16 protein-coding genes are annotated in these 13,105 nt (G+C 68.3%); 6 read left to right on the top strand and 10 right to left on the bottom strand.

Going from position 1 to position 13,105, the window contains the following annotated elements:
- Together KQ304_RS01300 and KQ304_RS01295 are read left to right on the top strand one after the other, a co-directional pair.
- The coding region (locus tag KQ304_RS01300; RefSeq protein WP_259735324.1) for an iron uptake porin at nucleotides 1-1,438 on the top strand (1,438 nt) is incomplete at its 5' end.
- Nucleotides 1,439-1,550: 112 nt separating this feature from the next.
- On the top strand, nucleotides 1,551-2,231 hold the full coding sequence (locus KQ304_RS01295; RefSeq protein ID WP_259735323.1) for a J domain-containing protein: 681 nt from the start codon (nucleotides 1,551-1,553) through the stop codon (nucleotides 2,229-2,231).
- Nucleotides 2,232-2,323: 92 nt separating this feature from the next.
- Here KQ304_RS01295 and KQ304_RS01290 read toward each other — a convergent pair whose 3' ends face one another.
- Nucleotides 2,324-2,572, bottom strand: a complete 249-nt coding sequence (locus tag KQ304_RS01290; protein ID WP_259735322.1) for an NAD(P)H-quinone oxidoreductase subunit O — start codon at nucleotides 2,570-2,572, stop codon at nucleotides 2,324-2,326.
- Between the two features lie 93 nt (nucleotides 2,573-2,665).
- Between KQ304_RS01290 and KQ304_RS01285 the strand changes: the two genes are divergently transcribed.
- The gene (locus KQ304_RS01285; RefSeq protein ID WP_259735321.1) at nucleotides 2,666-3,601 is read left to right on the top strand and encodes a TIGR01777 family oxidoreductase; all 936 of its coding nucleotides are present in this window, start codon (nucleotides 2,666-2,668) and stop codon (nucleotides 3,599-3,601) included.
- Here KQ304_RS01285 and KQ304_RS01280 read toward each other — a convergent pair.
- From KQ304_RS01280 to KQ304_RS01265, 4 genes are read right to left on the bottom strand one after another with little or no spacing between them, the layout of a single operon-like run.
- Nucleotides 3,537-3,857, bottom strand: coding sequence for a hypothetical protein (locus KQ304_RS01280; protein WP_259735320.1), 321 nt, complete (start codon nucleotides 3,855-3,857; stop codon nucleotides 3,537-3,539). The two genes, KQ304_RS01285 and KQ304_RS01280, sit on opposite strands and share 65 nt — an antisense overlap.
- Entirely contained in the window at nucleotides 3,832-5,058 is a 1,227-nt protein-coding gene (locus KQ304_RS01275) for a lipid-A-disaccharide synthase-related protein (protein WP_259735327.1), read from the bottom strand. The genes KQ304_RS01280 and KQ304_RS01275 overlap by 26 nt, the downstream gene beginning before the upstream one ends.
- Before the next feature lie 17 nt (nucleotides 5,059-5,075).
- Nucleotides 5,076-5,504 (bottom strand): hypothetical protein, encoded by a 429-nt coding sequence (locus KQ304_RS01270; RefSeq protein WP_259735319.1) that lies wholly within the window; start codon nucleotides 5,502-5,504, stop codon nucleotides 5,076-5,078.
- A gap of 60 nt (nucleotides 5,505-5,564) precedes the next feature.
- The gene (locus KQ304_RS01265) at nucleotides 5,565-5,993 is read right to left on the bottom strand and encodes an iron-sulfur cluster assembly accessory protein (protein ID WP_259735318.1); all 429 of its coding nucleotides are present in this window, start codon (nucleotides 5,991-5,993) and stop codon (nucleotides 5,565-5,567) included.
- 122 nt (nucleotides 5,994-6,115) lie between these two features.
- Between KQ304_RS01265 and zds the strand changes: the two genes are divergently transcribed.
- From zds to KQ304_RS01250, 3 genes are all read left to right on the top strand, one after another.
- Nucleotides 6,116-7,600 carry a 9,9'-di-cis-zeta-carotene desaturase gene (gene zds, locus KQ304_RS01260; protein ID WP_259735317.1) on the top strand — a complete coding sequence of 495 codons (1,485 nt, stop codon included), beginning with the start codon at nucleotides 6,116-6,118 and terminating at the stop codon, nucleotides 7,598-7,600.
- Between the two features lie 5 nt (nucleotides 7,601-7,605).
- Nucleotides 7,606-8,052 carry an SRPBCC family protein gene (locus tag KQ304_RS01255; protein WP_259735316.1) on the top strand — a complete coding sequence of 149 codons (447 nt, stop codon included), beginning with the start codon at nucleotides 7,606-7,608 and terminating at the stop codon, nucleotides 8,050-8,052.
- A gap of 129 nt (nucleotides 8,053-8,181) precedes the next feature.
- A complete protein-coding gene (locus KQ304_RS01250; protein WP_259735315.1) occupies nucleotides 8,182-8,667 on the top strand; it encodes a hypothetical protein in 486 nt (161 codons plus the stop codon).
- Nucleotides 8,668-8,698: 31 nt separating this feature from the next.
- Here the strand turns inward: KQ304_RS01250 and KQ304_RS01245 are convergent, their stop codons facing one another.
- The 5 genes from KQ304_RS01245 to KQ304_RS01225 form a co-directional block, all read right to left on the bottom strand.
- A complete protein-coding gene (locus KQ304_RS01245) occupies nucleotides 8,699-9,496 on the bottom strand; it encodes a uroporphyrinogen-III synthase (protein WP_259735314.1) in 798 nt (265 codons plus the stop codon).
- The gene (locus KQ304_RS01240; protein WP_259735313.1) at nucleotides 9,496-10,689 is read right to left on the bottom strand and encodes a glycosyltransferase; all 1,194 of its coding nucleotides are present in this window, start codon (nucleotides 10,687-10,689) and stop codon (nucleotides 9,496-9,498) included. Before KQ304_RS01240 ends, KQ304_RS01245 begins: the two co-directional genes overlap by 1 nt.
- Before the next feature lie 65 nt (nucleotides 10,690-10,754).
- A complete protein-coding gene (locus KQ304_RS01235; RefSeq protein ID WP_259735312.1) occupies nucleotides 10,755-12,404 on the bottom strand; it encodes a glycoside hydrolase family 3 N-terminal domain-containing protein in 1,650 nt (549 codons plus the stop codon).
- Nucleotides 12,401-12,832, bottom strand: coding sequence for a 30S ribosome-binding factor RbfA (gene rbfA, locus KQ304_RS01230; RefSeq protein ID WP_259735311.1), 432 nt, complete (start codon nucleotides 12,830-12,832; stop codon nucleotides 12,401-12,403). Before rbfA ends, KQ304_RS01235 begins: the two co-directional genes overlap by 4 nt.
- A gap of 2 nt (nucleotides 12,833-12,834) precedes the next feature.
- Nucleotides 12,835-13,041, bottom strand: a complete 207-nt coding sequence (locus KQ304_RS01225) for a DUF751 family protein (RefSeq protein ID WP_255094604.1) — start codon at nucleotides 13,039-13,041, stop codon at nucleotides 12,835-12,837.
- Nucleotides 13,042-13,105 lie beyond the last annotated feature (64 nt).

Here is a 13,105-nt window from a genome sequence, read left to right as displayed (position 1 = left end):
GCCCCTGAGCCGCTGGGAAGCCGCTGCTCTGCTCAACGCCTGCCTCGATCGGATCACCGAAGTGACCGACGAGCTGCGCCGCCTGCTCAAGGAGTTCGAGAAGGAACTGGCGATCCTGCGTGGTCGCGTCGACAACCTCGAGGCCAAAGTTGGTGAACTGGAAGCCACCCAGTTCTCCACCACCACCAAACTTAAGGGTCAGGCCACTTTCGTGGTGGGCGCGATCACCGCCAGCGGTGACAGCCAGAATTCAGGAGCCTTCGGCGCTGCGCCAACATTTGGCAGCCGTGATGCTGCTGAAAGATACAATCAGCTGTATGGGGCCACCACCTTCAGCTATGACCTGCGGCTGAACCTGCTCACCAGCTTCACCGGTAAGGATCTTCTCTACACCCGTCTGCGTTCGGGCAACTTCAATAATGCCTTTGCTGGCAAAGGAGTTAACCTCACCGCCCTGGATGTGGCCAGCAATGGCATCGGCGGCACCGATTCGATCGGCGTCGATCGTCTCTACTACCGCTTCCCGGTTGGTCGCGATTTCACCTTCGTGGTCGGTCCCAAGGCCCGCAACACCGAATCACTGGCTGTCACCCCTTCGGTCTATGGCAGCGGCAAGGGTAATCGCATCCTTGACCTGTTCAGCCTGAACGGCGCCCCCGGTGTCTACAACAAGGCCACTGGCTCCCTGCTCGCCGGCATCTGGAAGCAGAAAGTCGAGAAAGGTCGGGGTGCTTTCAGCTTCGGCGCCAGCTACGTGGCCCAGCAGGGCAACGTGGGTCAGGTGTTTGATGGCAACGACAACGCCTGTTCCAGCAGCGAAGGCGGCATCGGTACCGACTGTGCCCGTGGCAACTTCCTGGCCCAGTTGAACTACACGGCTCCCCAGTGGAACGTGTCCCTGGCCTATCGCTACGGCCAGCAGGCCACCAATTTCCGCCGGGGTACGAACTTTGCCGCCAGCAACAGCTGGTTCCTCACCACCGGTGACACCAACAGTGTGGCCGCCAACGCCTACTGGCAGCCCAAGAACAGTGGCTGGATGCCCTCCGTCAGCCTCGGCTGGGGTCTCAACAGCCTCTCCGGCAACGACAGCAATGCCCTTGGCGTTGAGTTCATTGACCCCTATGTGACCGAAAGCCAGAGCTGGTTCGTCGGCCTGCAGTGGAACGATCTGTTCGCCAAAGGCAACGCCGCCGGTATGGCTGTCGGTCAGCCCGTCTTCGCCACGGCCCTCAGCCGCGGCAGTGACAACTCCGGCAACACCACCCCGGCCGATGGCAACTTCGTCTGGGAGTGGTGGTACAAGTTCCAGGTTACCGACAACATCGCCGTCACCCCGGCGATCTTCTACCTGAGCCGCCCCCTGGGTCAGCTCACCGGCAACGACAGCAGCTTCAGCAACTTCGGCGGTCTCGTGCAGACCACCTTCAAGTTCTGAGTCAGTTGACTTAAGCCCCTCCAACCCTCACACACCCATCCGAGCCCCCGTCAGGGGGCTTTTTCATGGCTTGGCTTTTTTGTCATGATGGCTCCAGCCGCCATCACCCGCCTTGAAGGCAGCCCTGGCCAGCAGTGATTTTTATGCCGTTCTGGGCGTGCCAGCCACGGCTGGGGCCGATGAGATCAAGGCGGCCTATCGCGGTCTGGTGAAGCGCCACCATCCCGATGCCGGTGGGGACGACACCGCGATCCTGGCCATCAATGCCGCCTGGGCGGTGCTGGGGGACGGCGACCGCCGGCGCAGCTACGATCTCGGCCGGCAAACCCCGCTCCGGAACAGGCGGTCTGGCGCCGTTGCCGTTTCCACTCCAGCCCATCGCGGCCTGCACCGGGATGGGGCCCTGCTGGGCTGGCTGCAGCAGGTCTATGGGCCGATCGATCGCCTGCTGGCCCAGGTGATCAACCCTTTCCCCGCTCAGTTGCGTGCCCTGGCGGCCGACCCCTATGACGACAGGCTGATGGAGGCGTTCTGCGCCTATCTGGAGCAGAGCAAGGGCCGCCTGGACAAGGTGGAGACCCTCTATCGCTCACTGCCCTGCCCCAGTGAGGCCCGGGGATTTGGCCTCAGCCTTTACCACTGCCTCAGCCAGGTGCAGGATGCCCTGCTGGAACTGGAGCGCTACACCATGGGCTATGTGGACAGTTACCTCCACGATGGCCGCGAGATGCTGCGAGAGGCCAAGCAACGTCGCAGTCGGCTCAAGGAAGAGCGCCGGCGCCTCGATCTCTGAGGCCCGGCGCGATCCAGGCAGGGGAACACTGAAAAGACTGCCGCTGGTTCTGACGACCTTCCGCTTCGCTTCAATGAGCGACCTGACGGCCTTCAGCAGGCTTCGAGCTGGTCGAGCCGCAGCCAGACATCCGGCACCGGCAGGCGCCAGCGCAGCTGCGCGAAGTCGCCGTTGAGGGCCAGCACTTCACCGGGTCCCTCGAACAGGTAGTCGGGAGGAGTGGGATCGCTGGCGGCCGCTTCAAGACTGCCCAGGTAGGCACTCCTGCTGACCTTCACCAGGGTGCCTTTCTTGATGGGGACCGCCTTCGGGGCGGTGGCATCGGTTGGGGTCTCGGCCATGGAACAGTCGACACTGCGCTCAGCTCAAGCTAAGCCCTCTCCGCAGGCATTAGGTCCCCCTAGCCTCGCCGGTGGTGTGTGCTGCCTGGGCCCGTGAGACTGCTGCTGCTGGGATGTACGGGTTTTGTGGGGCGTGAGCTGGTGCCCCACCTGCTCGCTCGGGGGCACCAGCTGGTGGTGGTGAGCCGCCAGAGCCGGCCGCTGGCGGGGCTGGACCATCCGGACCTGCTGAGAATTCAGGCGGATCCCGCCCTGGCGGCCACGTGGCAGGAGCCTGCCCTGCTCGCCGCCGTGGCCGAGGCGGAGGGGGTGGTGAATCTGGCTGGGGAACCGATCGCGGAGAAGCGCTGGAGCGAGGCGCAACGGCGACGGCTGCTGGACAGCCGTCTGGGAAGCACCAGGAATCTGGTGGAGGCGCTCCAGGCCCATCCCAGGCCCGGCCGGGTGCTGGTCAACGGTTCAGCCGTGGGCTACTACGGCAGCAGCGAGGACGCCCGCTTCAGTGAATCCAGCCCCGCGGCGTCGGATCTGCTCGGCCAGCTCTGCCTTCACTGGGAGGCGGCGGCTGATCAGGCTTCCACCGACTGCCGGGTGGTGAAGCTGCGGATCGGAATCGTGCTTGGCCCCGATGGCGGCGCCCTCGGCAAAATGCTGCCGGTGTTCCGCTCCGGCCTGGGCGGTCCGATCGGCTCCGGCCGCCAGTGGATGAGCTGGATTCAGCGCACCGACCTCTGCGCGCTGATCTCCACCGCTCTCGAGACCCCGGCTTACCAGGGGGTGTACAACGCCGTGGCGCCCCAGCCCGCGCGCATGGGCTCGTTCGCGGCGGCCCTTGGCCGGGCACTGAAGCGCCCCAGCCTGCTGCCGGTGCCGGCGGCGGTGCTGCAGCTGATGCTCGGCGATGGGGCCGCGGTGGTGCTGGAGGGCCAGCAGGTGGTCTCCGAGCGGCTGGAGTCCGAGGGATTCAGGTTCCGCTACCCCGATCTCGACTCAGCCCTTGCCGCTGCCACCAGCCCAGCAGCCCACTGAGCAGGGCGGCCCCCATCAGCAGTCCGATCGCCGGGGTGAACAGGGGATCCCAGAGCCGCTGCAGCAACTGCAGCGGTGCCTCCACATGCTGGCTGTGCAGGGCCACCGCCACGGCGAACCAGATCGCTCCGGCGATCACCAGGAACACGTTGAACACCAGCACGGTGTCGATCCAGCGCTTCAACCGCGGCGCCAGGGCTTCAGGGCTGCCGCCATCTTGGCCTGCGGCATCACTGGAGCGGGGCTTTGCGTTCATCGAGGGCCTGCAGGATCTGCGCCGCCATCCTGGCCGCACCGCCCGCCCCGCCGATGCGCTCCAGGCCATTGCGCCGGCAGCGCTCCGCCAGATCGCTGTGCCGCAGCTGGTGCAGCACCTCAGCCACCAGCTTGGCGGTGCCCCCCAGGCTGCGCTCTGAGCCCGGCTCCCCTTCAGCGCTGAACAGGGAGGGCCCCAGCAGGCGCCGCTGGGCTTCGGCGAAATTGGGGCTGAACTGGGGGCCGCCCCCCGCCAGCTGCAGCACGGGTTTGCCCAGGCCCACGGCCTGCTCCGTGGCCGTGCCGGTCATGGCCAGCAGCAGGTCGGCCTGCTGCACCACCGCCGGGAACTCCCCCCAGTGCAGCCTCAGCTCCAGGGCGCCGCGGCGCAGGCAGCCCCCTGGCTCCAGGCTCCAGCCCAGGGGGCGGCTGAGCCGGGCCACCGCCGCCGCATCGATTGCTCCCACCAGAGCGGCATTCAGACGCAGGCCGCCGCTGGTCTGCAGGTGCTCCGGCAGGCGAGTGAGCACTTGCAGCATCAACTCGACGTTGCGCAGGGCCTCGGGCAGGCGACTGCCCGGCAGCAGCCCCAGCCGCGGGATGGGTGCCCCGGCTGGGGAGGCCTCGAGGGGCGCTGCACTCTCCAGCACCCGATCGAGGAAGGGGTTGCCAAGAAAATCCACCGGCCGACCCAGCTGATGGCTCAGGTCCGTGGCGGTGAAGGCATCGCGGCTGAACACCCGTCGGAAGCGGCGGCTGCGCAGGCAGGGGCCGCAGGGCCAGGGCAGGCGCAGGCGGCCTTCGTAGTGGCTGGAGTAGGCCACCAGATAGGTGATCCCCGGCCGGCGGCTGCACCAGGCGGCCAGCACGGGGATCACATCGCCGACAACCACCACCGCGGCACAGTGGCGGGCTTCCCGGAAGAACAGCAGCAGCTGGCCCAGCAGGTAGAGGGCCTGGCCCTGCATCAGTTCCGTCAGGCGTCCGCCGAGGCTGGTGTAACCCAGGCCCCCGGTGCTGAATTCGCGGGTGCGGCCAAGCACGGGCAGACCGGCCTGCTGGTAAGCGCTGCCATGGCCCACCAGAGGCAGGGCTACCACCTCCAGCCCCCGCTGCTGCAACTCCTGCCCGATCAGGCTGCCGCTGAGGTCTTCTCCATGGCCATTGCTGAGCAGCAGCAGGCGGCGGCGGCGATCGCCCATCGGCAGGGCTCCGGGGATCAACCCTGCAGCCAGGCCTGAACTTTCTCCAGCGAGGTCCAGCCTGGACGGCGCCTGAGCCCGTCGGCGAGCGCCTCATTCAGTTCGCTGGCCAGCTCAGGCGATACGGCGGTGATGCGCAGCACGAGATCGATGTGCTCCCGCACTCCCTTGGCGCCCGACTCGAGCATGGCCAGGCAGAGGTTCACCCGTGACTGGGGATCCTGGGGGTTGAGCTTGACCGCCATCCGGGCCGAGCGCAGGGCCGGTTCGGGTTGGTCTTCGAGCAGTTGCAGCCAGGACAGGCAGGTCCAGGCGGCCGAGAGCCGGGGAGCCTGCTCCGTGATCGTCAGAAAGTCGTCGATCACATCAGCGGCCGCAGCACCCTGCTGGTAGCGGCCGATGGCCTGATCAAAAAGGGATTCGGCAGACTTGGCGGGGGCCGTCATCGGCTGCGGCAGCTGAGGGACACCCAGATTCCCACGCTGGAGGGCCGGGCCTTCGGCGGATCAGACGGCGAAGGAGCTGCCGCAGCCGCAGGTCTGGCTGGCATTGGGGTTGGTGAAGTTGAAGCCACCACCGATCAGGGCCGAGCTGAAATCCAGCTGCATGCCGTAGATGTACAGCAGGCTCTTGGGATCGCTCACCACCCGGAAGCTGGGGGAGCCGCTGGGCTCATAGATGTACAGCTCATCGTCGCTGAGGATCGCGGCGCTGTCGATGAAATCCATGGTGTAGCTCATGCCGCTGCAGCCACCGGAGCGCACCCCCACCCGCAGCAGCTTGTCGTTGCCCTGCTGCTGCATCAGGGCGGCCAGCTGCTTCATGGCCGGTTCGGTGATGCGGATGCCCTTGCCGTCCTTGCCGGTGTGGGTGGCCAGCTCGGGGGCCAGGGCCTCCTGAACCGGGGCGAGGGTCTCTGTGCTGGGGCTGCTCATGGGCGAGGCCTGCGGCGGATGAAACGGGATGTCGAATCACTCTATGGAGGCCACCCGAACTCTGGTGCCCCGCAGCCGCCGCGGATGGCTCCATAGAGTCAGCACACCTGAAGGAGTCAAGGGTGCGCGTCGCCATCGTCGGAGCGGGTCTGGCCGGTCTCTCAGCCGCTGTCGATCTCTGTGATGCCGGCCACCAGGTGGACCTCTACGAGTCCCGCCCGTTCGTGGGCGGCAAGGTGGGCAGCTGGGTCGATGACGGTGGCCACCACATCGAGATGGGCCTGCACGTCTTTTTCTTCAACTACGCCAACCTCTTTGCCCTGATGCGCAAGGTGGGGGCCTTCGGCAACCTCCTGCCCAAGCAGCACACCCATCTGTTCGTGAACAAGGGCGGCGACCTGCGCGAACTGGATTTCCGCTTCCCGATCGGCGCCCCCTTCAACGGTCTCAAGGCCTTCTTCACCACGCCGCAACTCGACTGGATCGACAAGCTGCGCAATGCCCTGGCGCTGGGCACCAGCCCAATCGTGCGCGGTCTGGTGGATTACGAGGGGGCGATGGGGGTGATCCGCTCCCTCGATCGGATCAGCTTCCGCGACTGGTTCCTCGGCCATGGCGGCAGCGCGCGCAGCATCGAGCGGATGTGGGATCCGATCGCCTATGCCCTGGGCTTCATCGACTGCGAGGCCATCTCGGCCCGCTGCATGCTCACCATCTTCCTGATGTTCGCCTCCAAGACCGAGGCGTCCAAGCTGAATCTGCTCAAGGGCTCGCCGCACCGCTGGCTGCACCAGCCCATTCTGGATTACATCGAAGCCCGTGGGGCCAGGCTGCACCTGCGCCACCGGGTCAGTGAGGTCTGCTTCGACGAGGGGGCCTCACCTGAGGCGCCGCCTCAGGTGACGGGCCTGAAGCTGGGCAGCCCCGATGGCGAGATCCATGTGGAGGCGGATGCCTATCTGGCCGCCTGTGATGTGCCCGGCATCCAGAGGCTGCTGCCGCCCTCCTGGCGCCGCTATGCCCAGTTCGAGAACATCTACCGGCTCGAAGCGGTGCCGGTGGCCACCGTGCAGCTGCGCTACGACGGCTGGGTGACTGAGCTGGGAGAGGGCGAGGCCCATGCCGCCGCCCGCCGTGACCTCAGCACCGCCAGCGGACTGAACAACCTGCTGTACACCGCCGACGCCGATTTCAGCTGTTTCGCCGACCTGGCCCTGGCCAGCCCGGCCGACTACAGGCGGGAGGGGGAAGGTTCCCTGCTCCAGTGCGTGCTCACCCCCGGTGATCCCTGGATCCCCCGCCGCAACGACGAGATCGCTGCCCTGGTGGACGCCCAGGTGCGAGAGCTGTTCCCCTCGGCCCGTGATCTCAAGCTGATCTGGAGCAACGTGGTCAAACTGGCTCAGTCGTTGTATCGCGAGGCCCCCGGCATGGAACCCTTCCGACCGGAGCAGCGCACGCCGGTGGCCAATTTCTTCCTGGCCGGCAGCTACACCCGTCAGGATTACATCGATTCGATGGAGGGAGCCACGATGAGTGGCCGACTGGCGGCTGCCGCGATCCTCGATCAGCCGGTGCGACTGGCTTCAGCCGTCGCGGTGGCCTGATCCGCATGGGACGTTGGCTCGAGCACAGTGTGACCACGGAGATCAAGGCCCCGGCAGATCGGGTCTGGGAGGTCTGGAGCGATCTCGAAGCGATGCCGCTCTGGATGCGCTGGATTGAATCGGTGGTCACGCTTGATGATCCCGATCTCACCGACTGGACCCTGGCGGCCCAGGGATTCCGCTTCCACTGGAAGGCGCGCATCTCCCAGAGGATCGAAGCCCAGCAACTGCACTGGGAGTCGGTGGGAGGCCTGCCCACCAAGGGGGCGGTGCGCTTCTACCCCCAGTCGGATCGCCTCACCATGGTGAAGCTGACCGTGAGCTATGAGCTGCCGGGAGTTCTGGCACCGCTGATGGAGCCGAGCATCCTGGGAGGCATCGTCACCCGGGAACTCCAGGCGAATCTGGATCGCTTCCGCGATCTTGTGGAGCAGGAGCATGGCCTGCCCTGAGCGGCACCGCCCGGTATGACACCGGCGCCCGGCGGAACCGGCCTGGTGTTGCTGCTGCCGCTGCTCGCTGGCCTGGCGGGCTGTGCAACGACGCCCACACCTCCAACGAGCCAGTCGCCGAGCCCACCCATGCCTGCTGCGGAGGCCGCCACTGAGCCCGCCACTGAATCTCTCTCTGGCTCTGGCTCTGAGGCCGTTGCTGAGGCCGGGTTCACCCCGCTGCCCACAGCCCAGCAGCTGGAGGCGGCGAGGCCCCCAGGCCGGCTTGATCCCTTCGCGCCACTGGCGGTCACCCCCGCGGCCAGCAGGTCTGAATCCGCTGCGGCCACCGGCTCTGGCGGGAGGGCGGCGCAACCCACGCCGCCGACCCCAGCTCTCACGTTGCCCGCTGGTTTTCGCTTCCAGGGAGTGATCAGCAGCGGCGGCCGGCCCAGGGCTCTTGTTCAGTTCGGCGATCAGAGTGGGTCCCTGGTGATCGGCGATATCGGCGGCCGCAGCACCGATCTCCTGCCCAAGGCGTGGCGGGTGTCCTCGATCGATCTGCAGCGCGGCCGGCTCACCCTGGAGGGTCGTCAGCGTCAGGGCAGCAGCCAGATGGTGACCGCAGAGCTCTGAGGCCGAAGTGGGCCTTTGCAGGCTCAGGCCCTCAGCACTCCCCCAGGGCGCGCCCGCAGGCCGCCACCAGCCCCTCCAGGTCGTAGGGGTCGGCTTCGGCGTCCACCCTGCCCAGCAGCTCCAGGCAGGTGGCACTGGTCTGAGGGCCGATCGAAACGAGGGCCACCCTGGCCAGGAGTTCCTGCCAGCGCTCCCCCAGGTCCTGTTGCAGCAGTTGCCTGCTGTGACGCACGGTCTTGCCGCTGGTGAAGGTGATGGCTTCCACGTCGCCCTGGCGCAGGGCGGCGGCGGTGGCCAGGGGCAGGTGGGGCGGACAGCTGGACTCATAGGCGGCAACCTCCACCACCCGCGTCCCGGCTTCGGCGAAGGCTTCGGCCAGCAGCGTGCGCCCGCCGCTCTGAACCCTGGGCAGCAGCAGGCGCTGACCCCAGCCCGACACCGGGAAATGCTCCAGCAGGCTGTCGGCCACGAAATTGGGCGGCACGAAATCCGCGGGGGCCCCCAGCTGCTCCAGGCGCGCGCCGGTCTTGCGGCCCACCGCCGCGATCTTGAGGCCGCGGGGGCGATCGCTGAGGTTGCGCCCGATCCGCTGCAACCGCTGCTCCACCGCCTCCACCCCGTTGATGCTGGAGAACACCAGCCAATGAAAGGCCTCCAGCTCCTCAAGGGCGTCATCGAGGGGGCCCCATTCATCGGGAGGGCCGATCACCAGGGCGGGGAGGTCCAGCACCCGGGCTCCGGCGCGCTCGAACAGCGCCCGGGCCTCCCCCAGCTGCTGCTCGGCCCGCGTCACCGCCACCACTCGACCTGAAAGCACGGCCACCTCCATCAGTCGCCCAGTCTCATCATCGACCCGGCCTGCCGCTGCAACTGCTCGGCGGCGCTGGTCTGGCCCTGATCGCGCAGCAGGGCGATGGCCTGGCGAAAGCTGGCGCGGGCTGCGCTGATGTCACCCGCCAGCAGCTGCGCCACCGCCCGGTTCTGGTGGGTTTCAGCGTGTTCAGGGGCGAGGCCCAGGGCGGTGTCGTAGGCCTGCAGGGCGCCGCGGATGTCGCCGAGACGGCGACGGATCAGACCGAGGTTGTACCAGCCCAGGGCCAGCTCGGGGGCGCCGCGGGTGGCGGCTTCCGCCAGCTGGGCGGCCTCCGCTGGGGCGCCCTCCTGCAGGTGCAGCGCCGCCAGGTTCAGCTGTGCCGCCACCTGCAGCCGTGGGTCCAGCGGCAGCTCCAGGGCTTCCCGGTAGAGGGCGGCGGCCCGGCCGGGGTGGCGGCTGGACTCGGCCATGGCCAGGTGCAGCAGCAGCTCAAAGCGCTCCGGATGGGCTCCAGGCGAGCAGCCGGCCAGTCCGGCCTTCAGCAGGCTGATGCCGCGCTTCACGCGTCCCTCGCTGATCTCCAGGCCGCCGAGTTTGGCGCTGGCATAGGCCTGACCGGGGTGGTCCCGCAGCTCCTGCTCCATGGCCCGCCGCAGGTGCCGGGCTTTGCGCCCATCGGCCAGCAGCTCCGGGCGGTAGCCCTCATGGCGGATCGCCGGCTGCCGGCAATCCGCCACGCACCAGTGGGGCTCGCGGGCCAGCAGCTCCACCACGCTGTCATCGACCATCGCGTGATACGGGCGGCTCCAGCGGATCTGCGGGTGGCGGCGGAACAGACGGCTGACGCTGGAGTAGGGCGATTGCAGCGCACCCACCTCCTGACGCAGCAGGTTGATCAAGAGGATGTCGGGCTCGGCCATCAGGGCCCGCAGGGGCTCCTTGGCCGCCTCCAGCAGCTGCTCATCGGCATCGAGCACCAGCACCCAGCTGCCCCGCACCCATTCCAGCGCCTGGTTGCGGGCGGGGGCGAAATCCCCCGGCCAGGGGATCCGCTCCACCCGGGCACCATGGCCTTCGGCCACTGCCACCGTGTCGTCGCTCGAGCCGGTGTCCACCACCACCAGTTCATCGGCGAAGCCCGCCACCGACTCCAGGCAGCGGCCGAGGCGCCCCGCCTCGTTGCGCACGATCATCGAGAGGCTGAGCACGGCGGCGGCCCTGATCTGCGCGTGAGGCTAGGGGCAGGCGGGCAGGGCTCGAACTGTGGGCCGGCTCAGTCGGTGAAGCCGCCCTCGGCGATGCTGCCGGCGGCCAGCCCCAGCCGGCTGAGCAGGGCCGCCTGGGCCAGGGGCATCTGGGCGGGGCTATAGCCCGCGGGGATGGTGCCTGGCAGCAGGGGCTCAAGGGCCTCCCACAGGTAGGGGCTGCCCAACACGGTCAGACCCGCCAGGCGGCCGACCCGCAGCAGCTGCCGGATCACCGCCGGCCAGGGTTCATCAGCGCCGGCGCTGCCGCGGAAGGGATTGCCGCGCACGAACAGCTGCAGGAGCAGGGCCCCATCCGGCAGGCGCTCCAGGGCCAGGGGTGCATTGGGATCGCCGCTCCAGGGGCTGGGCCCGCGGGCGTCCAGCAGGCAGCACTGGTAGCCGGCCGCGGCCGGCCGCAGCAGGGCCGGGGCCATCGCCGGCAGGAAGGCGCAGTTCAGGCTGTTGTCCAGGCGGATCAGGTTGACCCCAGGCCCCGCCGACAGCTGGGGGCCGCGGCTGTCCAGGCTGATCTCCACCAGCTCCCGCGCCAGGGCCTGCTCCTGCGGCGTGTCCAGCTCACCGAGATCCCCCAGTGCGGCCAAGGCGGCGGCGGGAGCACGGGAGCTTGCGCTGGCCAGGGCCTGCTCCCGTCGGCGCAGACTCTGCTGCAGCTGCTCCAGTGGCAATCGGCCGCTGCTGAACGCCTCCACCAGGCCGTCGATGGCGGCATCGGCATCGGCGGCCATCAAAATCAGATCCGAGCCGGCCTCAAAGGCCAGCACGGCGGCCTGGGCAGCCCCCCAGCGGGAGGCGATCGCCTCCATCACCAGGGCATCGGTGATCACCAGCCCCGTGAAGCCCAGCTCCTGCCGCAACAGCCCCGTGAGCACGGGGCGCGAGAGGGTGGCCGGCCGCAGGGGATCCAGGGCGTCCAGCTGCAGGTGGGCGGTCATCACTGCCGCACAGCCCGCGGCGATGGCGGCGCGGAAGGGTGGCAGCTCGATCGCCTCCAGCCGCTCCCGCCCATGGGGCAGCCGCGGCAGCTCCAGGTGGGAGTCGTCGCAGGTGTCCCCGTGGCCGGGGAAATGCTTGGCGCAGCAGAGCACCCCTTCGGCCTGGGCGCCCTCCAGGAAGGCTGTTGCCAGAAGAGCGGCAGTGCTGCTGGTCTCCCCCCAGGCGCGCACATTGATCACCGGGTTGAGGGGGTTGTTGTTGACATCGCAGACGGGCGCCAGGACGCCGTTGAGCCCCAGCAGCCGCGCCTGGCGGCCCGTGCAGTGGCCGTAGCGGCGGGCCAGAGCGATGGCGCGCTGCGGATCGCTGCGCTGCAGGCGCCCCACGGCCAGGGGCGGCGCCAGCCAGGTCGCCCCCTCGAAGCGCTGGCCCACCCCCTCCTCGACATCGGCACAGATCAGCAGCGGCTGCTGCGACCAACCACGCAACTGCTCACAGCGCAGGCGCAATTCAGCGGCACTGCCCCCCAGCAGGATCACGCCACCCACTCCCTCGGCCAGCAGCCGCCTGATCGTGGCGTTCTCGAGTTCCCAGCGGGGGTAGCGCCGCTGGCCATCCCCCAGGTGGCCGCTGGCGCGGATCACCAGCAGCCGGGCCACCTGCCGGCGCAGCTCAGTGTCCGCCGGCAGGGGCGTCTGGGCCGGTGGCTGAACCGTGGTCATGGCTCGCTGCTGTCGCTCCCGTCGCCAGCTTCAGTGCCGGGGGTGTCATCACCCGCCAGGGGCTGCCGTTGCAGGCGCTCCTCCCCCAGTTGGTTGAGCAGCCCCAGCACCGAGCTGCCCTTCTCCAGGCCGCGATCCAGCAGGAACTGCATCTCGGGGGTGCGGCGCAGGTTCAACCGCCGTGACAGCTCACCTTTGACAAACGGCGCTGCTGATTTCAGACCGGCCAGGGCCGTCTGGCGGTCCTCGTCGCTGCCGAAGATGCTTACGAAGACTTTGCAGTGCTGAAGATCACCCGCCACCTCCACCTGGGTGACGCTGACCATGCCCAGTGAGACCCGCTCATCCTTGATGCCATTGACCAGGAGCTCACTGATCTCCCGGCGGATCAGGGAGGCCATGCGCTCCACCCGTCGGCCCTGTGCCATGCCTATGCCAGTGGTGCTGGGTTCACCATCGCACGCAGCACCAGGCTCAGGCTGATCATTCCGCTCACCAGCGCTCCCACCAGGGCCACCGCGGTGACCGGGTTGCTGCGCCGCTTCGCCAGGGGTTCGAGCACGGAGTTGAACACACCGAGGCTGAAGGCCACCAGATAGCGCGGGTAGCGCGTCACGTTGAGGAAGAAGTCCTTCATGGCGCAGGTGGGGAGACGGGAGGCAAGGGGCTGAACCGTGAGGCGGGACGCTGCCCACGCCGGG

It is taken from the genome of Synechococcus sp. CS-1329, assembly GCF_025128055.1.
Lineage (GTDB): Bacteria > Cyanobacteriota > Cyanobacteriia > PCC-6307 > Cyanobiaceae > Regnicoccus_A.
Note: the sequence above shows the minus strand (reverse complement) of the source record. Positions and strands in the feature narration are given on the sequence as shown.